This window comes from Caulobacter sp. RHG1 (assembly GCF_013181195.1).
In the GTDB taxonomy this organism is placed as follows: domain Bacteria; phylum Pseudomonadota; class Alphaproteobacteria; order Caulobacterales; family Caulobacteraceae; genus Caulobacter.
Genome location: NZ_SMZP01000009.1, coordinates 132812 through 153912, shown reverse-complemented (window position 1 = coordinate 153912; position 21101 = coordinate 132812). Strand labels below are relative to the sequence as shown.

The window sequence follows — 21101 nt, the reverse complement described above, 5'->3', positions numbered from 1 at the left end:
AAGATCCCCTCGATTGCATTCTAGTGGACAAAGGCCCCTCGCCCGCGCGGCCAGGTCAGCACGCCCAGACTCACCGCCGCGCAGAGCGCGACGTAGAAGCTGGGGGCGATCGCCAGGCCGGTTTCTCGAACGAGGACGGTGGAAACAAAGGGCGCGAAGCCGCCGAAGACCATCACCGCGCCGTTGTAGCCGACCGACAGCGCCGTATAGCGGACAGCCGTCGGGAACAGCGTGCACAGCAGAGCCGGCGCGGCGCCGTTGTAGATGCCGTAGAATACGCCGGCGACGACGGCGACCAGCGCCAGGGCGGCCAGGCTCTTCTCATGGGCCAGGAAGGCGAACAGCGGCACGCTCAATAGGGCGAAACCCGCCGCCGCAGCGATCAGCAGGCGACGGCCGCCCCAGCGGTCATAGGCCAAGCCCGCCCACGGGATGACGACGACATTGACCAGCACAGCGCAGATGGTCCCCGCCAGCGCGGTGGAGGGCTGCATGCCCAACGTGTGAACCGCGAAGGTCGGCATGAAGGTGATGAAGACATAGCTGGACACCGTCCAGATCATGGTCAGGCCGAAACAGGTCAGCACCGCGCCGCGATGGACGGTCAGCGCGCTGCGCAGCGGCGCTGAGGCGACGCGCTTGCTCCGCGAAACGGCCGCGAACTCGGGCGACTCTTCGACGCGAGCGCGCAGGTAGTAACCGATCGGGGCCAGCACGAAGCCCAGCAGGAACGGCAGCCGCCAGCCCCAGGCCTGCAGATCCTCCGCGCCGAGGATGCTGTTGAGCAGCAAGGCCGAGCCGATCGAGAGGATTTGGGCCAGACCCGTGCTGACCTGCTGCAGGCTGCCGTAGAAACCGCGACGGCCGGGCGGCGCATGCTCGATCAGGAAGGTGGTCGCCCCGCCCCACTCGCCGCCTGTCGAGAACCCCTGCACCAGTCGGCAGAGCAGCAACATGATCGGCGCCCAGAGACCAGCCTGGGCATAGGTCGGGATCAGGCCGGTCAGGCCCGTGGCGATCGCCATCAGTGTGATGGTCAGCGCCAGCGCCGCCTTGCGGCCGTGGCGGTCGCCATAGCTGCCGATCACCATCGCCCCGATGGGCCGCATCAGGAAGCCGACGCCGTAGGTGGCGAAACTGGCCAGCACAGAAGCAATCGGGTCCGCGGACGGAAACACCGCCCGCCCGATCTGGACGGCGAAATAGCCGTAGACCCCGAAGTCGAAGATCTCGAACAGGTTACCGGCCAGACAGGCGGTGATCGCGCGCCGGCGCGTCGCCGGGCCGAGCGCGACACGCTCCGCCCCGGGCGACAGGCGCTCGACACAATCCAACGCCATTCGCCCCGAAAGCCCCACGCCACCAATACAAAGATGATGACCGAACACGACTTGGCCATCAACAGTCTAGCAACCCACAAATATTCACAAGGCGCGCCTTTTACTTCTACAAGCTCACCTCATGATCGCCGATGTCCCAATTGGTCGGACACCGCGACGCGAGTCGGTATGACCTACCCCCAACGGCCGCATCGCAGCCACCAGGGCGCACGCAGGTCGACGCAGGGAAACCCAAAACGGCATAAATTGCCCCAAGGTGGGCGCCGGTCGATGGTACCGGCAACATCGCCAGGCGTTCTATACGCTGAACGACATTTTCTTTGCTGAACGGCTGTTCGTTGTGCCTAAGTTGGCTTCGCGGGAAAAAGCGGGGTTTCACTATGACACTGGAGCAGCTGAGGATCTTCGTCTGCGTCGCTGAACGACTGAACATGACGCGCGCCGCAGAAGCGCTGCACATCACGCAATCCGGCGTCAGCGCCTCCATCGGCGCCCTGGAGAACACCTACGGCACAGCGTTGTTCGACCGGGTCGGCCGACGCATCGAGCTGTCCGTAGCCGGACGGGCTTTCCTGGACGAGGCGCGCAAGATCCTGAACCAGGTGCGCGAAGCCCAGCGCACGCTGATGGACATGTCGAACCTGCGTCGCGGCACGGTGACGATCTACGCCAGCCAGACCATCGGCAACTATTGGCTGCCCCGGGTGATCGGCGAGTTCAGCAACCGCTTCCCCCACCTCAGCATCGACCTGCACATCGCCAATACCGAGGAAGCCGCCCGCATGGTCCTGGATGGCGCGGCCGACATCGGCTTCGTCGCCGCCCCGCACGTCGACCCAGACCTGGATGGTGTCGATGTCGAGGGCGACCAACTTTGTATCCTGGTGCGACCCGACCACGCCTGGGCGCATCGCCCTCCCCGCCCGGAAGAGCTGGTGCGCGGCGGCTGGGTTCTGCGCGAAGAAGGCTCGGCGACGCGCTCGGAGTTTGAACGCGCCCTGCGCGGTCTCGGCGCCGACGTGAAGAAGCTGGACGTACGCCTGGAACTGCCGACCAACGAGGCGATCCTGTCGGCCGTGGTGGCGGGCCTGGGTCCCAGCGCCCTCTCCGACCTGGTGGCGCGCGAGGCGTTGGCGTCAGGCGCTCTGGTGCGGGCGGTGAACCTGCCACGCCGAAACTTCCGCGTGCTTCGCCATTCCGAGCGCAAGCTCAGCCTGGCCGCCGAAATGTTCCTGAAGTGCCTGCCCGGCGCCGAGTTCGAGGCGGAAGCCGAGCCGCTGCCGTTCCGCCGTCGCGCCACCGCCTAGAAAGAGAAAAGGGCCGCCTCGCGGCGGCCCCCTCCATTCGCTTAGTACTGCTTGACCCCGATCGCGGCCGAGTCCGGCCGCCGGGTGTCGGCTGCGCCATAGAACGTCTTGCCGTCCGGTCCGATCATGATCGACTGGGTGCTGCCGATGATCTGCGAGCGCTCGACCTTGTGGCCCTTGGCCTCCAGGCCTGCGACCAGATCCTCGGGGATCGACTCCTCGATCTGCAGCGGCCCGTCGACACCCGCCTGATAGATCCGCGGGCGCTGGGCGGCCTCGGCCATGTTCAGCTTGTAGTCGATCAGGTTGACCAGCACCTGCACCATGGTGCCGATGATGGTGCCGCCGCCGGGCGTGCCGGTGGCCACCCAGGGCTTGTCGTCCTTGAACACGATGATCGGCGAGATCGTCGACTGGGCGCGTTTGCCCGGCTCGATCTTGTTGCCCAGGCTGGTCGGCTTGGGGTTCCAGTCGAAATTGCCCAGCGAGTTGTTGAGCAGGAAGCCCGTGCCCGGCGCGACGACGTGCGCCCCGAACGACGCGGTCAGGGTGTAGGTGTTGGACACCACGTTCCCGTCCTTGTCGGCGATCGAATAGTGCGTCGTGTCCGGGCTCTCGTAGGGATGCGGATCCAGGCCCGGCAGCGACTTGGAGTCCAGTGACTTGTCCATCGAGATCAGCTTGGCGCGCTCTTGCGCGAAGGCCTTGCTGGCAATGCCCTTGGCGGGCGTCTTCCACTGCGGCCCGCCGCCGGAATAGCGCCGGTCGACCGTGACGATCTTCAGGGCTTCAGCGATCACGTGCATGGTGGCGACGTTGCCGGCCCCCAGCTTGTCCATCGGGAAGTGCTCGAGGATGTTCATGGCCTCGGCGACGCTGGACGCGGCCGAGGTCGGCGGCATGTAGGCGATCTTGTAGCCGCGATAGTCCGACCAGATCGGCTCCAGCACATTGGCCTTGTAGGACGCCAGGTCCTTCAGGCTGATGATGCCGCCGCCGGCCTTGATCCCGGCCACCAGCTTGTCGGCCACGGGGCCCTTGTAGAAGCCGTCCGCGCCGCGCGCCTGGATCTGCTGCAGGGTCCAGGCCAGGTCGGGGTTCTTGTAGACCTCGCCCGGGCCGTAGGGCGAACCGTCCGGCTTGAAGAACACCTTGAGCGCGCCGTTCGGATCCTTGGACATCGCCGTCTTGCGCTTGGACAGGGCGTCGGCCTCGTCGTCGCTCATCACCAGGCCGTTCAGAGCCAGGTCGATGGCGGGCTGGACGAGATCGGCCCAGGGCAGCTTGCCGAAACGCTTGTGCGCCTCGTAGAGGCCCGCGACGGTGCCGGGCACGGTCACGCCCTTGAAGGACTGAACCTTTTCGCCGTCGACCCGGCCCTTGTCGTTCAGCAGGAAGTCGGGCTTCACCGCCAGCGGGGCCTGACCATAGTACTCGATGGCGACCGTCTTCTTGGAGGCGGCGTCATAGACCAGCATGTAGCCGCCGCCGCCCAGATTGCCGGCGCGCGGCAGGGTCAGGGTCTCGGCGATGCCCACGGCCACGGCCGCGTCGACGGCGTTGCCGCCTTTGGCCAGGATGTCCGCGCCGATCTTCGAGGCGATCTTGCTCTGGCTCACGACCATGCCGTCACGACCGATCGTGGGATGGTGGATCGAGCCGTAGCCGATCAGGTCGCCGCCGGTCTGGGCGAGCGCCGGTGCGGTGGCTTCTTCCTGTTGGAAGGCAAAGGCCAGCGACGGCGGCGCCAGGCTGGACGTGACAAGCGCGCCGGCAAGGACGGCGCGCAACAGGGCCGAGCGGCCCAGCAGAGTCGATTTACGCATGGTGCTCCCCGATCGGCGCCGCCCCCTTCTGGTAGGGGACGGCGCCGTGGTTACGACAGTTAGAAGGTCTTCCGGATGTTGAAGTACCAGTAACGGGCATAGGGGTTGTAGACCGAACCCGTATAGCCGCCCGGCGTCAGCGGCGGATCCTTGTCGAAGACGTTCCGCGCGCCGACCCGCAAGCGGGTGCCGGCCAGGCGGCCATCCTCGAAGGCGTAGTTGACCGCCACGTTGTGGAACGTGGTCGAGGGCACGTCATAGAACTCGCCGGTCGCCGAGTAGGTCAGGCCGGTGTTGTAGAACGAGCCCACATAGCTGGCGAACCAGTCGGCGCTGAAGCTGCCCTTCTTCCAGGTCAGGGTGCCCGACCAGCGCCACTCGGGGGTGCCGTTCTGGCCGACGATGTCGGACGCGCCGGTGATCACGGTGTTGGCGTTGATCTTGCCCGAGGCGCGAGCCGCCAGCAGTTCCTGGATCTGCGGCGTGGGCTGCTGATACAGCTTGTCGATGCGGGCGGCGTCGGCGCTGAACGAGAAGTCGCCGAAGCGCTCGGTGTTCAGGCGGTACTGGAAGCCGATATCCACGCCTTGAGCCACCTGCGGCAGCTGGTTGACGTACTGGTCGTCGACATAGAGCACTTCACCGACGGCGGTGAGGCCGGTGCCGGCGAAGGCCGCGATCTCTTCCGGCGTCGGCGCAGCGCGGTGAACCTTGGGGTTCGAGCTGCCCTGAGTGCGCAGGAAGTAGTCGAGGATGACGCCGTTGCCTTCACCGAAGACGCCGATGATGCCCTGCTGCTTGATCTTCCAGACGTCGACCGTGAGGGTCGCACGGCCAAAGCGCGAGGGGATGAACTGCGGCTCGAACACGAAGCCGTAGGACAGGCTGGTCGAGGTTTCCGGCTTCAGGTCGGGGTTACCGGCCCGCACGGCCCGCGTGGCTTTGCCGCGCGCACAGGCGTTGAAGCTGGTGATCCGGCCGGCGCGCAGATCGGCCTCGCAGAAGATGTAGTCGGTGCGGGTGTTGCTGCGGCTGACCTGGGTGACGTTGATCTGTTCCAGGTTCGGAGCGCGGAAGCCTTCCGAGTACGACCCCCGCAGACGGATGCCGGGGATGATGTCCCAGGCGCCGGCGATCTTCGGCTTGGCGACGCTGCCGACGTCGTCATAGTCCTCGGCGCGGCCGGCGACCTGCAGTTCCAGGCGGTTGACCAGCGGGATGTTCATTTCCGGCGAGACCAGCGGAATGGCCAGCTCGGCGAAGGCCGACATGACCGTGCGCTTGCCGTAGACGTCGGGCGAGGTGCTGGTGCCGGGGATGTCCGAACCCGTCACCGTACCGGTCACCGCGTCGGTGTAGACGATGGTGCCGTCGATGCGGGAGTCGCGGTCGTCGCGATAGGTTTCCTTGCGAACCTCTACGCCCACGGCGACGCCCAGGTCGTTGCCGCCCCACAGGTGGATCAGGTCGGGACGGTTCACCTTGAAGTCCCACAGGGCCAAGGTGGTCTTGTTCTTCCGGAGGATCGGAACCGTCAGGCTGGCCAGGGTGGCGCTGTTCGAGGGCGTGCCGTCGCCGTAGCTCAGGCCGGCCAGATTGCCGCCATTGAACGGGTTGTAGGCGTCCGGCGTGCTCAGCGACAGCGCCGCCTGCAGCTTGGTCGCGCTGACGGCCACCGACTCGTCCTTCACCTGAGCGGCGGAGTAGAGCGCGGCGCTCTCCCAGTTCCAGCCCCAGCGCTGGCCGCGCAGGCCGCCCAGGACGCGGTACTGGTCGTTGGTCACGTCGACGGGCGTGGCGCCGACATCGACCAAGCCGTAGGTGTTGATCGTCACCGGGACGCCGGCGGCCGAGATGTTCAGGCCCGGCAGGCGGTTCGGGTTGGCCTGACCGTTGGGCAGGACGGCGGCGCCGAACGGGTTGTAGTAACCCGTCGTCGGAATGGTGATCGAGCCCGAGGTCGCCACGGCGCTCGGCCCTTGCAGCCCGTGGGTCTTGGCGCGGTAGTAGCCGAGCTCCGAGAAGAAGGTGACGTCGTCGGTCAGGTCGTAGTGGGCCGTGCCGAAGAAGTTGTACCGTTCGACTTCCGGCACCGTGTAGGTCTTCACCGCCGCAGATTCCTGGCGGAGGTTACGATCGGTGGTGGTGTTCAGCGCGCCGCTGGTGATGCAGAGGCCCGGGCTGAGCGTGATGCCGCAGCCGTTGGCGGTCGGCACGATCTTGAAGATGCCGGTCGCGCCAGTGACCGCCACGCCGTTCGAGCGGATGGCCGTCGTCGTGTTGCGGGCGGTGAACTGGCCCCACGGCGATGAGGTGCTGCGGCCGTCCAGGCTGGTGGCGGTCTCGAACTCGGTGCCGGCGAACAGCGGACGCTTGTCGGCGAAGGCGGTGTAGTCCTGATCCGAATCCAGCAGCGCGGCTCGGCGCTCGGTCGAGGCAAACATCGTGAAGTTGCCGCGACCTTCTTTGAAGTCGCGACCGAACAGGCCGGTCAGACGGCCTTCCTTCATGCTGGTGCCTTCGGCGAAGCCGTACTGGGCCTCGATCTGACCGCCGTTGTAATCCTCGCGCAGCACTGTGTTGATGACGCCCGCCACGGCGTCCGAGCCGTAGATGGCCGCAGCGCCGTCACGCAGCACTTCGACGCGCTGCAGACCGGCCACCGGAATGGCGTTGGTGTTGTAGGTGAACACCGGCACCAGGGACTCGGCCTGGGTGGTGGGGTGAACGACCGTGCGGCGACCGTTCAGCAGCACCAGGGTGTTGCCGGTGCCCAGGTTGCGCAGGCTGATCGAGTTGACGTCGCCGCGGGCCGAATTGCTGGAACCCGGCAGGAAGCTGGAGTTGAATTGGACGTTGCCGGCTTGCGGGATGGTCCGGAACAGTTCGTCGCCCGACCCGGCGGCGGCGGCGGCGATCTGCTCGGCGCCGACCAGCGTGACCGGCAGAGCCGCGGTGACCTTGGCGCCCTTGATCTGCGAACCGACGACGACAATTTCCTCGACCGAGGTCTCGGGCGAGGCTTCCTGGGCCTGCGCCATGGAAGCGAAACCGGCGACGGCGCACAGCGCGCTCGTCGCAAGCATGGCGGCGCGACTACGCGACCACGTGCTACTCATATCTTATCCCCTGCTCTACTTTACCCCTCCGGCGGATTGAGTTTCCGCCCGATGTTCGGAGTGTGGGCAGGGAAACCGCTGCACGTCCAACAACGGTTCGTGGACCTTTCAACAATGCAGGGTAATGGTCAGGCCGAAGCTGATCATTTTCAGGACACGCGCGCGGCGAATACGGCTGCAGAAGCGGCGTCGATCAGGAAATTTGGGGATCTCGGCAATAATTCTATTGCGGGTTGAACCCAAAATGGATTTCAAGCACGCGCCTTGAGAGGCCGATCCACGCGATAGACTTGTCGATATCACGAACAAATTTCGTTTTCAGTCTCGCGCCATGCAGTGTTAGGTCGGATATCAGCGGTCAGCAGCGCCCCTGCGTCCGTGACAGTTCCGCGTAACAGACCGTCGACACCGCCATCTTTACTTCCAGAGTCGCAGCTTCATGCCGACGGCGCTGGAGATCGTCTATCGACACTTTCAATCATCGGAACGCCGTTCGAGCCATGACTGCAAATGTTCCTTCGGCCGCACGCGTACTCGAACTGATCGAGCTGATCGCCGAGGCGGATCACGGGGTGCTGCTCCGCGAGGCGACGCAGCGCCTGAACGTCCCCAAAAGCAGTACCCTGATGCTGCTGCGCACCCTGGTGAACAGAGGCTATGTGGAGCGCGATCCGATCAGCGATCGCTACACCCTGTCCACGGAGTACCGGACCGGCGTCTTCGGCTGGAAGATCGCACCGCATGGCCGCCTGCTGGCGGCCGCCAGGCCGATCATGGAAGAGCTGATGCTCAGCCTGGGCGAAACGGTCATCCTCGGCGGGTACGGCTCTCCAGGGCACGCCCGAGCGCTGGCCCAGATCGTAGCGGACCTCGAGGTCCGCTACGCCACCAACATCGAACGGCCGATCCCCTTCTACTGCTCGGCCATCGGACGGGTGCTGGTCTCACACCAACCCGAACGCGATTGGCCGCGACTGCTGGGCGAGGAGCCGCTTGCGCCCCTCACACGCCATACGGTGACCGACAAGACCGAACTGCTGAGGATCGTCGGCGACGTCCGCGACCAGGGCTATTGCGTTGTGACCGAGGAATTCGCCTTGGGCGGCACCGGGGTCGCCGCGCCGGTGCTGGACGCCGAAGGCCGAGCAATCGCCGCCCTGGATATCGGCTGCGTGACGAGTCGCTTCGACGAGAAGCGCGAGCGAGTGATCAAGGCTGTGGTGAGCGCTGCGAACGCTCTTGGCCAAGCTCTCCGCTTGGAGCCCCCATTCCTGGCCAAGAGCGCCTGAGGCTGCCGGACCGTCGAATCCGGCGGGGACTCGACGGCCACACATCGCGCGCCCAGCAACCCGAAGGGCAACCCCACCGGCGCACGGGGCAAGCTTTCTTTTCGCGCTCGCCGCCAGCTCTGTCATTGACCGGCGGTCCACATTCTATTGCTCGCCGGTCCACAGCTGCTATCCACAGGGCTTGGCTGCAGGAGTGGTGAGCGCCCCGTGTCGAATAGTCGGCTTCGCAAGGATCTCTGGCTTCTGGACGCCGCCGAGCAGGCCGACGCGGCCGAACAATATCGCAAGGCCTGCGCCCACCTCTTCGACATCACCCTGCTCTCGCCCGAGGACGCCTTCTATAATCGTCTGGAAGGCTACAATCTGGGCGGCGTCGTCTTCGCCCAATGCGCGGGCGTGGCTCAACGCTTCGAGCGCAGGCTCCCACAGATCGTCGGGGACGGCAGCGACACCATCATGCTCGTCCTCGATCTGGACGGCAGCGAATGGCGCGGCGACTACGATGGCCGGACCGTCAGCAGCGAGGATGGCGCGATCCGGGTTGTCGATATGGTTCGGCCGTTCAGCGTGACCACCACGCCCTACCGCACGCTCTACATGATCCTGCCGCGCGCCCTGCTCGATCCGCAGGCCGTCGACATGGATTTCCACGGCCTGGTGATCTCCGACCGCCTCGGGAGCGGACGCCTCTTGGCGGCGCATCTACGAACCCTGTGGGACACCATTGAGGATATGACCTCCGTCGATGCGGCCGTCGGCGCCAAGGCTGCGGTTAGCCTGCTGGGGGGTGCGATCCTCAGCCGCTGTGAAGCGGCGCGCGACGACGCCCGCCCAGTCGAGAAAATGCTGCTGGCCATGGGCCGCCAGTATATCGAGCGGCGCCTCGCCGATCCGGACCTAGCTCCGGAAGCCGTACGCGAACACCTCGGCGTCTCGCGCAGCCTTGTCTACAAGGTCTTCGCACCGGTGGGCGGCATCAGCGCCTTCATCCAGGGTCGGCGGCTCGATCAGGCGTTCGACGCCATCCTGCAGGACCGCGCCGAGCAGCAGACCCTCGGCGAGATCGCCTATCGTCACGGCTTCCGCTCAGACGCCCACTTCAGCCGAGCCTTCCGTGGCCGTTTCGGGGTTACGCCGGGCCGCCTGCGCCGAGTCGGTGAGTCGGCCCGCAAGGAGGGTCTGTCGGCGCTGGAGCGCCCTGACGACGTGTGGGCGTGGGTCCGCAGCCTCTAATTTGGGTCCGAAATCGTTTTCCCCGCCCTTCAGGCGCGAACAGGATTGCACGGCATGGATGTCACGCCGTAGGTTCCCGGCCTCTCGCCACCCCACCGGCGAGCAACTAGCCGGCGGCGTCCTCGGGGGGGCTGCCGGCACTCTCCCCGCAAAACATCACCTGAACACGCCATGCGACCCGGCGCGTCGATCGTTGTCGCCCAACTGTCATGACGGACCGCTAAGGGAACCGCCAGTTTCAGCCTTGGGCCTCTACGCCAGGCATGCCGTCCTGTTTCCACGCCTGTGCGATCGGGGTCGCTCTCCTGGCTGTCGCGCCGGAAGCGTCCGCGTCTTCGCGCGTCAGTCTCGCTGAAAGCCTGACGCGGCTGGCGGCGCAGCGGAATATCCAGATCATCTATTCGCCTGAGCTGGTCGCCGGAAAGTCTGGTCGGGCGCTCCCTCGCGATGTCTCGCCCCGGATAGCGATCGAGTGGCTGCTGGCCGAGGTCGGCGCGACCGTGCGCGAAGTCCGCCATGGCGTCTTCGTGCTGGAGTCAGGCAGGACGTCCGCCTCACCCATCCCGCGCGCCTTGCCTGCCGTCGACCCAGGTCCGGTCGAACTCGATGCGGTCACTATCACCACCTACGCCGCCAGCCTCGACCGCTCGCTTACCGCCAAGCGCCTGGCCAGCTATTCGCTGGACGCCGTCAGCGCCGAGGACATTGCCCGCCTGCCCGCTGGCAACGCCGCCGAGGCGCTGCAGCTGGCCCCTGGCGTCAGCCTTGAACGCCACCGGGGCGTAGGCCTCTATGTCAGCGTCCGGGGCCTGGGACCGCAGTTCCAGAATGTTCTGCTGAACGGTCGGCCCGTGGCCCTGAACGACCTGATCGAGAACGGCGGCTTCCGGGGCCGGCAATTCCGTTTCGAAGTGCTGCCCGCCGACGTCGTCGACCAGATCGAGGTCATCAAGACCACCACCGCCGACATGGACGAAGGCGCCCTCGGCGGCGATATCGACGTGCGCACCTTCAAACCACTGGATCGTGGCCGACGCTCGGTGCTGTCGGCGCGCCTGTCCAACGGTCGCATGGGCGGGACCGATCCGTCGGTGTCGGGCGTCTGGAGCTGGGTCGACGACAGCGGCCGCCTGGGCGTCCTGATCGGCGGCGTCGTCGAACGACGGCGGGTGCGCAACGATCGCCTCTATAACACCGGCTGGAATCTCGACCGCTTCGCCGCGGTGCTGGGCCCGGGCCTCTACACCCCAACGCGCACGCGGCCGACCGTCGAGCTGGAAGACCGCCGCATGGCGTCTGGCGACTTCACGCTGCAGTGGCGACCGACGTCCGCCCTGAGCCTGGACTTCGACCTTCTGGCCACCCGCCTGGACGCCCATTACGACGAGTACGGCCTGGATATCCATCCCGACGATCCGTCCGTTTCGTTCTCGCGCTTCGTGCCCGGCACGCAGGTAGTCAAAGGCAAGACGGTTCAGGCTGGAACCATCGACAATGTCCGCTGGATGGCCTCGCACGAGATCAGTCTGAACCGGCACGACCTGGTGGCCCTGGGCCTACACGGCCGCTGGACGACGGGCCCATGGACGCTGGACGGCGACTATGGCTACTCCCGCGCCCGCAGCTATCATCCGGACAACAAGGCCACGGTCCGGGCCCGCGTCGCCTTCTTCGCGCCGCTCCAGTACGACTTTGGCCACGGCCTGTCCGGCGGGCCTGACCTGCGCACCACTCTCGACTACGCCGACCCCGCCAACTTCGTGGGCCAGTCGTTCGACTACACCTCCAAGGACTCCCGCGACGTCGACGAGATCGCCACGCTCGACCTGCGCCGTCCGCTCGGCGCGTTCGACCTGCGGCTGGGCGTCAGCGGGCATCGCCGCGGTCGCGATTACCGACGCCGCGACTGGACGTTGGAAACCCTGACAGGCCGGCCGCTGACCAGCCTGGGGTCATCAGCCTACGGATCGACACCCTTCTCGGACTTCCTGACCGGCGTGGACTCCGCTCTGCCCCGCGGCTGGGTCGCGCCGAACGCACGCGCCTTCTACGATCTGCTCTACACATCCGAAGTCGCTGCGCGCCCGCCCACGGCCGCCGACCTGCGCAACTCCTTCGTCGTCGAGGAGAAGATCCGCTCGGCCTATGTCCGGCTCGACTATCGGGCCGAGGCGTTCGGCCGGCCGATCGATGGCAATCTGGGCCTGCGCTACGCCGCCACCCGCCAGGTCTCCAGCGGCGTGATGTCCAGCGGCTCGGAGCCTCTGCCTGCCGAATGGCGCAACGCCTATGGCGACTGGCTGCCCAGCGCCAACCTCAAGATCGCCCTGGCCGATAACCTGCACCTGCGCCTGGGCGCCTCGCGGGTGATCAGCCGGCCCAACGTCGTCGACAGCGCGCCACGCATCTCCATCGCTCGCGACACCCCGACGGGCAACGGCGGCAATCCCGAGCTGCGGCCGTTCCTGGCCACCCAGCTGGACGTCTCGGCCGAGTGGTATTTCCCGACAGGCGGAGCCCTGACCCTCGCCGTCTTCGACCGACGCCTGGACGACTACATCACCGCCCAGAACACCTTCATCGAGGTGCCCGGCCGCGGCCAGATCCTGCTGTCGACCAACGTCAATGGCGGGCAGGCGCGGCTGCAAGGATTGGAGCTGACCTTCAGCCGCGTCTTCAGCGACCTGCCCGCGCCGTTCGACGGCTTCGGCGTCCAGGGCGCCGCGACCCTGGTGCGCAGCCAAGCCAACTACTTCGCCGGCGACCGGGTGATCCGCAACGCCCTGATGGGCCTTTCGAAATCCACCTACAGCGCGCTGGTCTTCTACGAGAAAGGCCGCGGCTCGATCCGGGTGGGCTACAACTGGCGAGGCCCATACCTGACCTCAATCGGCAACTCGGTGACCGCCCCGACGACGGCCACGGCGTTCGGATCGCTGGACGGCGCGGCATCCTGGCGGCTAGACCGCCGCTCGACCTTTTCCCTGGAGGGCGTCAATCTGACGGACGCCCGCCGCTACAGTTTTGGCGAAAGCCGGGACCAGCCGATGGAAATCCACAGCTGGGGCCGTTACCTGTCCGCGAGGATGAGATGGGCGTTCTGACCTTCCTGGGCGCGGGAACGCGCGTCGATCCGCCAGACGGGCCCAGCGACCCGGTCGAGGCCAATCCGCCGCTGGACGCGCCGCGCTTCGAGGCGCTGGTGTCGCGCTATCGCCGCCCTTTGCTGCGCTTCTTCCAGCGCCGGTCGGTCGGCATTGAAGACGCCGAGGACCTGACGCAGGAGGTCTTCATGCGGCTGTCGCAGCGGTTCTCGCGCCTGCACTGGGGCAACCCGGACGGGCTGGTGTTCACGGTGGCCTCCAACGCCCTGATCGATCACGAGCGCCACCAGCGCGCCCGCAAGCGCGAGCGCCATGTCGAGGTCGATCCCGCCCTGCCCGCCGACGAGCCCACCGCCGAGGCCGCCCTCGCCGGCCGTGAGCGGCTGCAGAAGCTGATCGCGGCCCTGGACGACCTGCACCCGAACGCGCGCTCGGTCTTCGTACTGTGCCGCTTCGAAAACCTCACCCAAGCCGAAGCCGCCGCGCGCCTGAACCTGTCGGTCAGCGCCGTCGAGAAACACATGATGAACGCCCTGGCCCGCCTGCGCGACGCCATCGAGACCCCGCATGACGCCTAGCCTGGACGACTCCGCCCCCGATCCCCGCCGCCTGCTCAGCGCCAGCCTGACCCGCGACCTGACCCCGGCCGAGCAGGCCGAACTCGACGCTTGGGAAGCCCGCTCGCCCGAAGCCCGCGAAGAGGTCGCCCGCACCCGCGAGGTCTGGCTGGCCATGGGCCTAGCCGCTGAGGATCCGACCGTGCGCGCCCTGCGCAAGAGCGTCCGTCGCGAGGCCCGGATGGACCCGCCGACTGCGCGCGCCTCGGGGCGTCGCCCCCTGATCGCAGGTCTGGCGCTCGCCGCCGCAGCCGTTGCGGTCGGCGTGACGATGACGGCCTTGCCGCAGACCGAGACCTATGCCGCCCCCGCCCATGCGCCGGCCCGCCTGACCTTGGCGGACGGCAGCCACGTGGTGCTCAGCCCCGGCGGCAAGCTGAAGACGCGGTTCACCCGCGGCGCACGCGACGTGACGCTCGAGGCCGGGGACGGCTTCTTCGACGTCGCCCACGACGCCAACCGACCGTTCCAGGTCGCCGCCTCTGGTCGGGCCCTGACGGTGCTGGGCACCCGCTTCAACGTGGCCGCCGGCGAACGCCTGACCGTGTCTCTGGTCGAAGGCTCCTTGCGAGTCAGTCAAGCCGGCGCGGCCAATGTGCTGCTGAAGCCCGGCCAGCGTTATGTCGGCGCAGCGGGCGTCGGCGGCGAGACCGAAACGGCCGATGTCGGCAATGACGGTGCCTGGACCAGCGGCCGCGTGGTGCTCAGCGACGCCAGCCTCGGCGAAGCCGCCGAACGCCTGTCGCGGGCGGCTGGACGGCGCGTCGACCTTACCGATCCCAGCCTGAGCGGCCTTCGCCTGTCAGGCTCGCTGAGCGTCGAGCGGATGAGCGATGTCGGCGCGGCCCTGGAAGCGCTTCTCCCCGTCCGCGCATGGGTTTCACCGACGGGCGACCTGGAGATTTCCCCGCGCGAGAGATCTTCCCGACACGGATAAAATCGAGACTTTTCAACAGGATCGTCGCAAATATTTCACCGATGCCCGACTGAGGGCGCGCATGCGCGCTCCCGTTCTTCTGCCCTGACCCGCGCCTCCCTGCGGGCAAACAGAGATCGGGGGATAGATGTCCAGCTCGAAGTTCCCGTCCGCGCGCTGCGCGGGCGCCGTCGCCATCCTCGCCTTCGCCGCCCTCGGCGCGGGTCAAGTCCAGGCCGCTGACGCCATGCCGCCGGCCGCCGAGCCGGCCGACGCCGTCGACGCGGTCGTCATCACCTCGTACGGCAAGAGCCTGCAGGCCGCCGCCCAGCTGAAGCGCTCGGCCGACTATGCGCTCGACGCGGTCAATGCCGAGGATATCGGCAAGTTTCCGACCCGCAACGCCGCCGAGGCGCTGCAGCTGGTCACCGGCGTCACCATCGACCGCCAGCGCGGCCAGGGCCTGTACGTCAGCGTCCGCGGCCTGGGTCCACAGTTTCAGTACACCGAGCTGAACGGCCGCTCGATCGCGGTCAACGAGCTGATCGAGAACGGCGGCGCCCGTGGCCGTCAGTTCCGCTTCGAGGTGCTGCCCGCTGAGCTGATCTCGCAGATTGAGGTCGTGAAGAGCCCGACGGCCGACATGGACGAAGGCGCCCTGGGCGGCAACATCAACATCAAGACCTTCAAGCCGCTGGATCTGGGCGACAAGGCCGCCTTCTCGGTGCGCGAGACCTATAACGACGTGCGCAAGAAGGCCGATCCGTCGGCCTCGGGCCTGGTCAGCTGGACCAGCGCCGACAACACCCTGGGCCTGCTGGCCTCGGGTCTGTACGACCAGCGCCACAACCGCACCGACCGCCTGTATCAGAGCGGCTGGAATCTCAACCGCTTCACCTCGGTGCTGGGCGCGGGCCTCTACACGCCCACGCGCACGCGTCCGACGGTCGAGACCGAGAAGCGCAAGCTGTATTCGGGCGCCATCTCGGGCCAGTGGAAGCCCAATGGCGACTTCCAGACCGACGTCGACCTGCTGATCACCCGCCTGGACGTCGACTACGACGAGTTCGGCCTCGACATCTATCCGGACGACAGCACCTTCGCCGTCCCCAGCTTCGTGGCCGGCAGCCAGAAGGTCGTCGGTGACACGGTCGTGGTCGGCACCATCAACAACGTGCGCTGGATGGGCTCGCGCGAAACCAGCCTCAACCGCCACGACCTGGCGATCTTCGGCGTCAAGCAGGCCTGGACCCCCGGGGCCTGGGCGTTCAACCTGGAATACGGCTTCTCGCGCGCCCGCAGCTATCACCCGGACGGCAAGGCCACCACCCGCAACCGGATCGCCTTCTTCGCGCCGCTGACCTACGATTTCTCGCGCGGTTTCAACAAGATCCCCCAGCTGACCACGCCGGTCGACTACAACAACCCGGCCGCCTATGTCGGCCAGGCCTTCGACTACACCTGGAAGGACTCGCGCGACACCGACGAGACCCTTCGCCTGGACGGTTCGCGCGTCTTCTCCAGCTGGCTGACCAAGATCTCGGCCGGCGTCGAACAGCACAACATGAACCGCAACTACCTGCGTCGCGACTGGGTGCTGAACGACATCCTCAACGTGCCGCTGACGACGCTGGGTTCGACCTTCTACGAACCCATGCCCTATTCCGGCTTCCTGAAGGACTTCGATGGCGCCACTCCGCGCACCTGGGTCACGCCGACGCGCGACGCCTACTACAATCGCCTGTACACCCCGGCGGTCGCGGCCCAGCCTTGGTCGGCGGCCGATCTGCGCAACTCGTTCATCGTCGACCAGAAGATCCGCAGCGCCTATGTGCGCGGCGACTTCAAGTTCGACCTGGTCGTGCCCGTCAGCGGCAACCTGGGCGTCCGCTATTCGGAGACCAAGCAACTGGCCAGCGGCACGCTGACCAGCGGCTCGACCCCGGTGCCCGTCGGCTATCTGAAGACCTACGAGAACTGGCTACCCAGCCTGAACGTGAAGGTCGACCTGCGCGACGACCTGATCGCCCGCTTCGCCGCCTCGCGCGTCGTCAACCGCCCGAACGTCACCGACAGCGCCCCGCGCATCAGCGTTTCTCGCGACTCGCCAACGGCATCGGGCGGCAACCCGGACCTGAATCCGTTCCTGGCCGATCAGTATGACGTGTCGCTGGAATGGTACCCGGCCCCGACCACGGCGGTGACCGGCGCGATCTTCGTCAAGAAGATGGACGACTACATCACCGCTCAGAACGTCACCATCCAGGTGCCGGGCCGCGGCGACGTTCTGCTGTCGTCCAACGTCAACGGCGGCGACGCCGAGGTGCGTGGCTTCGAGGCGGCCTACAACCAGTCGCTCTCGTTCCTGCCCGGTCTGCTGGACGGTCTGGGCGTGCAAGCCTCGGTCACCCTGGTGGACAGCAAGGCGAACTACTTCGCCGGCAACCGCCAGATCAAGGACGACCTCGTGGGCCTGTCCAAGACCAGCTACAATCTGGTCGGCTACTACGAGAAGGGCCCGATCAGCGCCCGCCTCGGCTGGTTCTGGCGCTCGCGCTACCTGGCCTCGATCGGCAGCACCACCACCGCCCAATCCTACGTCAACGCCTACGGCTCGCTGGACGGCTCGCTCTCCTACCAGATCACGCCGCAATACGGCCTGACGCTGGAGGGCTCGAACCTGAGCAACGAGATCCGTCGTCACTACGGCAAGACCAAGGACCAGCCGATGGAGACCTATCACTGGGGCCGCACGGTCTCGCTGACGCTCCGCGGCAAGTTCTAACCCCATCCCCGAACGCCCTCTCGCGATAGAGGGGCGTCGCCTTGCGCGGGCCGGTCGGATCCGGCCCGCGCCTTTTTCCTGTCCACGAGGTCGCCATGCGCAAGCTGATACTCGCCGCCGCCCTGTCGACGCTGGCCTTCGCCGCCGAAGCCGCCGACGCGCCGAAGATCAACGCCCTGCGCTGGCTGGGCTCGCACAACAGCTATCGACCCGACCTCGACCCTGCCGCCCTCGCCCATCAGCGCCAGGTGATGGGCGCAGAGCATTCGCGGGGCGTCGAGTACGGCCATCCTTCGATCACCACCCAACTCGATCTCGGCGTTCGCCAGCTGGAATTCGATCCCTACGCCGACACCCAGGGCGGCCTCTATGCCGCGCCCTATGCCAGCGACGCAGCCAAGATGGCGATCATGCGCCAGCCCGGCGCCAAGGTTCTGCACGCCCCGGTCGTCGACGCCCGCACCCTGTGCCTGCGCCTGTCCGACTGCTTTTCCGAGGTCGCCAGCTGGTCCAAGGCCCATCCGGACCACCAGCCGCTGGTGATCTTCGTCAACACCAAGGAAGAACCGTTCAACAACCCGGCCATTCCCGATCCGCCGCTCTATTCGGAAACCGACCTCGCTGGCGTCGACGCCGACGCGCTGAAGGCCTTCGGTCGCGACCACCTCATCACGCCCGACGATGTTCGAGGCGCGCGCGCCACTTTGCGTGACGGCGTCCTGGCAGGCGGCTGGCCCACGCAGGACGACGCGCGCGGCAAGGTGCTGCTGGTGCTCGACTCCAATCCCCGCATCGCCGACGCCTATCGCGCGGGCCATCCGTCGCTGAAGGGCCGCGTCATGTTCGGCCTCTATGCCGAGACCGAGGCCGAGGCGGCGGTCTTCAATATTCAGGACCCTCAGCCGGAGGAGGCCCGGATCAAGGCGCTGGTCGCTCGGGGCTTCCTGGTCCGCACCCGTAGCGACGCCAACACTGCCGAGGCGCGCGCGCACGACCTGAACCGCCTGGACGTCGCCGTACGCTCCGGCGCCCAGGTGATCAGCACCGACTACTACCCCGGCGCGCCAGACCCTTTGGGTCTGAAGTTTGTCGTTCGCCCGCCGTGGTTCGCGCCAAAGCCCTGAACGAAAATCGGGAACCTAACCTGGGCCACGGCGTCGTTTGCGCATGACCGCCGACAACCAGATGGCTCCCTTCATCCGCAAGCTCGAGCGCCGGGACGATCTCTCCGAGGTCGAGCGCGAGGCCCTGCTGGGCCTCTCGGGCCGCCTGCGCGACATCCACGCCGGCCAGAGTATCATCGGCCTGGCGGCGCGGGTGCAGGTCAGCTCCCTGCTGATCTCCGGCCTGTGCGGGCGCTACTCGGCCCTGGTCAGCGGCGCGCGGCAGTTTACCGAAATCGGCGTGCCGGGCGACTTCATCGACCTGCACGGCTTCGTCATGAAGCGGCTGGATCACGGGGTGCACGCCTTTTCGGACTGCCGCGTCCTGGATGTCCCGCACGAACAGCTGAAGCGGCTGACCGAGCGCCATCCGCATCTGACTCGCCTGCTATGGCTGGAGACCGTCGTCGACGCGGCGATCCATCGGCAGTGGCTTCTGGCGCTGGGCCGACAGAACGCCCCCGCCCGCCTGGCGCGGCTGATCTGCGAACTCTATGTCCGCCTGGAAGCCGTGGATCTGGCGCGCGACCGGCAGATGGACCTGCCGCTGACCCAACAGGAACTTGGCGAGGCGCTGGGCTTCTCGGTAGTCCATGCCAACCGCACCCTGCAGGCGCTGCGCCGCCGCGACCTGATCGTCTGGCGCGACCAGCATGTCGAGATTTTGGATTGGGAACGCCTGGCCCAGTTGGCCGAGTTCGATCCCGACTATCTGCGACTGCACAAGGAGCGAATCTAGTCGAGCAGTCCTGCGACGGCCAGGACCACCGCCTTCATGTCGGCTGGCTTCAGCACGGTGACGACATCGGCCAGGCGCTCGGGGATCAGGATCTCGTCGTAACCCGTGACGAAGACGAACGGCACGCCGTGACGCTTCAGCGCGTCCGCCAGTTCGAACGACGGGCCATCACCCAGATTGATATCGACGACGGCCGCATCGACGCCATCTCGCGCCAAGACGTCCAGCGCGGGCGCCGACCGGGGGATGGGGCCCACGATCTGCGCCCCAGCCTCGCGCAGCGCACGCGCCGCGTCACTGGCCAGGAAAAAGTCGTCCTCGACGACGAGAATGCGTCGTCCGGCTAGATTTTGGCGCTCTGTCTTCGTCGCTGCGGGCATCGGGCAGCCCTCCTTGACGGCTGCAGTCCCAAGCCAGAACGCTTCGGGAGGACGCTGTTTCCATCAACGCGCGCCCTGCAGCGCCTCCAGCAGACTGATGACCGTCGCCGCGGTGACCGGCTTCTCCAGCCGGGGCACGCCGACAAAGCGGCCTGGAATGATCTCGGGATCGTAGCCGGTCGCGAACAGGAAAGGCGCTTTGCGTTCGCGCAACAAGTCGGCAACGGGGAACACGCGATCGCCAGCCAGATCGACATCCAGGATCGCCAGGTCCACAGCCTCGCCCCCCTCAATCAGTCGGCGAGCATCCTCGACCCGTCCGAACGGCCCCAGCACCTTGGCGCCGACGCCGACCAGGGCGGCCGCCAGATCATCGGCGAGATAGAACTCGTCCTCGACGATCAGCACCGCCACCCCCCTCAGCACATCCGCCATGCTACGCCCCTCAAGATACGAGGGTCAGGCATAGGAGAGCCGCCGAGAGCGCCAAATAACCTATGTTATTCTCTAAGAACTCTGGTCGGAGGCTGCTTCCAGAGCGGCGCGGTCCAGCAGCGTCATCTGAGCGCCGCGCATGTCGATCAACTGGTCACGGCGCATCTGCTGCAATGTCCGATTGACGTGCACCAGGCTGAGCCCGAGGGAGTCAGCCAGGATCTCTTGCTTGATCGGCAGATGGAAGCTGTCGCCCCGCGTTTCGCCGATCTCCGCCAGACGTCCGTGCAGCTCCAGCAGCAGGTGAGCCATGCGCTCGTAGGCGGTCTGGCGACCCAGGCGAACCATCTGGTCGATCATCCGCCCCTGCTGCGCCGCCGCTGCTCCGGCGAACACCCGCCCCAGGCGCTCGGTCCCGACGGTGAAGCCGGGCTGGGCATGGCGCATCTTCAACGGCGTCAGGGCCAGGGCCTCGACCGAACGCTGCGATCGGGTCAGGAGATCGAACCCGATGCCGTCGCCCGGCAGCAGGAAGGCCAGAATTTGCCGACGACCGTCGCGTAGCGAATGCGCCAGACAGGCCCAGCCGGACAGCAGGAACATCGGCGGCGAGCCGACCAGGTCCAGATCCTTGCCGGCGGGATAGGCCTCGATACGGCCCAGACGCGCCTCCAGCGCCGTCAGGTCGTCATCCTGCAGCGGACCGAAACGTTTGAGTCGGCGCACATACGCCTTCTCGACCGCCCGATGCGCAGGGGCGCCTAACATGGAGCGCTCGCTCCGTCCGAATCTGGCCGTACAGTGAATATCGTCATGGCTCGCTTCGTCCCTAGCAGCGAGCCCCGTGC

General features: G+C 66.8%; 15 protein-coding genes. 9 read left to right on the top strand and 6 right to left on the bottom strand.

All coding sequences use genetic code 11. The features are described 5' to 3' along the window. Nucleotides 1-20: 20 nt before the first annotated feature. Entirely contained in the window at nucleotides 21-1340 is a 1320-nt protein-coding gene (locus tag E1H18_RS22575) for an MFS transporter (RefSeq protein WP_172273105.1), read from the bottom strand. 380 nt (nucleotides 1341-1720) lie between these two features. On the opposite strand from E1H18_RS22575, the gene E1H18_RS22570 reads away from it, so the two are divergent. Beyond that, a complete protein-coding gene (locus E1H18_RS22570) occupies nucleotides 1721-2647 on the top strand; it encodes a LysR substrate-binding domain-containing protein (RefSeq protein WP_172273102.1) in 927 nt (308 codons plus the stop codon). 41 nt (nucleotides 2648-2688) lie between these two features. Here E1H18_RS22570 and ggt read toward each other — a convergent pair whose 3' ends face one another. Next, nucleotides 2689-4473 carry a gamma-glutamyltransferase gene (gene ggt / locus E1H18_RS22565; RefSeq protein ID WP_172273099.1) on the bottom strand — a complete coding sequence of 595 codons (1785 nt, stop codon included), beginning with the start codon at nucleotides 4471-4473 and terminating at the stop codon, nucleotides 2689-2691. Nucleotides 4474-4532: 59 nt separating this feature from the next. Continuing rightward, complete coding sequence (locus tag E1H18_RS22560; RefSeq protein WP_172273096.1) at nucleotides 4533-7592, bottom strand: TonB-dependent siderophore receptor; 3060 nt, start codon at nucleotides 7590-7592, stop codon at nucleotides 4533-4535. A 500-nt stretch (nucleotides 7593-8092) separates the two neighbouring features. On the opposite strand from E1H18_RS22560, the gene E1H18_RS22555 reads away from it, so the two are divergent. The 8 genes from E1H18_RS22555 (at nucleotide 8093) to E1H18_RS22520 (ending at nucleotide 19438) form a co-directional block, all read left to right on the top strand. Continuing rightward, entirely contained in the window at nucleotides 8093-8881 is a 789-nt protein-coding gene (locus E1H18_RS22555; protein ID WP_172273093.1) for an IclR family transcriptional regulator, read from the top strand. Between the two features lie 207 nt (nucleotides 8882-9088). Beyond that, nucleotides 9089-10114 carry a helix-turn-helix domain-containing protein gene (locus tag E1H18_RS22550; RefSeq protein ID WP_172273090.1) on the top strand — a complete coding sequence of 342 codons (1026 nt, stop codon included), beginning with the start codon at nucleotides 9089-9091 and terminating at the stop codon, nucleotides 10112-10114. Nucleotides 10115-10377: 263 nt separating this feature from the next. After that, entirely contained in the window at nucleotides 10378-13218 is a 2841-nt protein-coding gene (locus E1H18_RS22545) for a TonB-dependent receptor (RefSeq protein ID WP_172273087.1), read from the top strand. After that, on the top strand, nucleotides 13206-13796 hold the full coding sequence (locus E1H18_RS22540) for an RNA polymerase sigma factor (protein ID WP_172273084.1): 591 nt from the start codon (nucleotides 13206-13208) through the stop codon (nucleotides 13794-13796). Before E1H18_RS22545 ends, E1H18_RS22540 begins: the two co-directional genes overlap by 13 nt. Further along, nucleotides 13786-14772: a FecR family protein gene (locus E1H18_RS22535; protein WP_172273081.1), complete on the top strand. Its 987-nt coding sequence runs from the start codon at nucleotides 13786-13788 to the stop codon at nucleotides 14770-14772. The genes E1H18_RS22540 and E1H18_RS22535 overlap by 11 nt, the downstream gene beginning before the upstream one ends. Nucleotides 14773-14899: 127 nt before the next feature. Next, nucleotides 14900-17536: a TonB-dependent receptor gene (locus E1H18_RS22530; protein ID WP_172273078.1), complete on the top strand. Its 2637-nt coding sequence runs from the start codon at nucleotides 14900-14902 to the stop codon at nucleotides 17534-17536. 95 nt (nucleotides 17537-17631) lie between these two features. Next, a complete protein-coding gene (locus tag E1H18_RS22525; protein ID WP_172273075.1) occupies nucleotides 17632-18660 on the top strand; it encodes a phosphatidylinositol-specific phospholipase C domain-containing protein in 1029 nt (342 codons plus the stop codon). Between the two features lie 43 nt (nucleotides 18661-18703). Next, a complete protein-coding gene (locus E1H18_RS22520; protein WP_172273072.1) occupies nucleotides 18704-19438 on the top strand; it encodes a Crp/Fnr family transcriptional regulator in 735 nt (244 codons plus the stop codon). On the opposite strand, the gene E1H18_RS22515 is transcribed toward E1H18_RS22520, so the two are convergent. The 3 genes from E1H18_RS22515 to E1H18_RS27430 form a co-directional block, all read right to left on the bottom strand. Further along, a complete protein-coding gene (locus E1H18_RS22515; protein WP_172273069.1) occupies nucleotides 19435-19818 on the bottom strand; it encodes a response regulator in 384 nt (127 codons plus the stop codon). The two genes, E1H18_RS22520 and E1H18_RS22515, sit on opposite strands and share 4 nt — an antisense overlap. A 63-nt stretch (nucleotides 19819-19881) precedes the next feature. Further along, complete coding sequence (locus tag E1H18_RS22510) at nucleotides 19882-20253, bottom strand: response regulator (RefSeq protein ID WP_172273066.1); 372 nt, start codon at nucleotides 20251-20253, stop codon at nucleotides 19882-19884. A gap of 72 nt (nucleotides 20254-20325) precedes the next feature. Next, entirely contained in the window at nucleotides 20326-20979 is a 654-nt protein-coding gene (locus tag E1H18_RS27430; RefSeq protein WP_172273063.1) for a Crp/Fnr family transcriptional regulator, read from the bottom strand. Nucleotides 20980-21101: the final 122 nt, after the last annotated feature.

Excerpts from the sequence above, each read along its gene's own strand:
- E1H18_RS22530 (WP_172273078.1), top strand. The coding sequence starts at position 14,900 with ATGTCCAGCTCGAAGTTCCCGTCCGCGCGCTGCGCGGGCGCCGTCGCC.
- E1H18_RS22535 (WP_172273081.1), top strand. The coding sequence starts at position 13,786 with ATGACGCCTAGCCTGGACGACTCCGCCCCCGATCCCCGCCGCCTGCTC.
- E1H18_RS22555 (WP_172273093.1), top strand. The coding sequence starts at position 8,093 with ATGACTGCAAATGTTCCTTCGGCCGCACGCGTACTCGAACTGATCGAG.
- ggt (WP_172273099.1), bottom strand. The coding sequence starts at position 4,473 with ATGCGTAAATCGACTCTGCTGGGCCGCTCGGCCCTGTTGCGCGCCGTC.
- E1H18_RS22540 (WP_172273084.1), top strand. The coding sequence starts at position 13,206 with ATGGGCGTTCTGACCTTCCTGGGCGCGGGAACGCGCGTCGATCCGCCA.
- E1H18_RS22545 (WP_172273087.1), top strand. The coding sequence starts at position 10,378 with ATGCCGTCCTGTTTCCACGCCTGTGCGATCGGGGTCGCTCTCCTGGCT.
- E1H18_RS22570 (WP_172273102.1), top strand. The coding sequence starts at position 1,721 with ATGACACTGGAGCAGCTGAGGATCTTCGTCTGCGTCGCTGAACGACTG.
- E1H18_RS22575 (WP_172273105.1), bottom strand. The coding sequence starts at position 1,340 with ATGGCGTTGGATTGTGTCGAGCGCCTGTCGCCCGGGGCGGAGCGTGTC.
- E1H18_RS22560 (WP_172273096.1), bottom strand. The coding sequence starts at position 7,592 with ATGAGTAGCACGTGGTCGCGTAGTCGCGCCGCCATGCTTGCGACGAGC.
- E1H18_RS22510 (WP_172273066.1), bottom strand. The coding sequence starts at position 20,253 with ATGGCGGATGTGCTGAGGGGGGTGGCGGTGCTGATCGTCGAGGACGAG.
- E1H18_RS22520 (WP_172273072.1), top strand. The coding sequence starts at position 18,704 with ATGACCGCCGACAACCAGATGGCTCCCTTCATCCGCAAGCTCGAGCGC.
- E1H18_RS22525 (WP_172273075.1), top strand. The coding sequence starts at position 17,632 with ATGCGCAAGCTGATACTCGCCGCCGCCCTGTCGACGCTGGCCTTCGCC.
- E1H18_RS22515 (WP_172273069.1), bottom strand. The coding sequence starts at position 19,818 with ATGCCCGCAGCGACGAAGACAGAGCGCCAAAATCTAGCCGGACGACGC.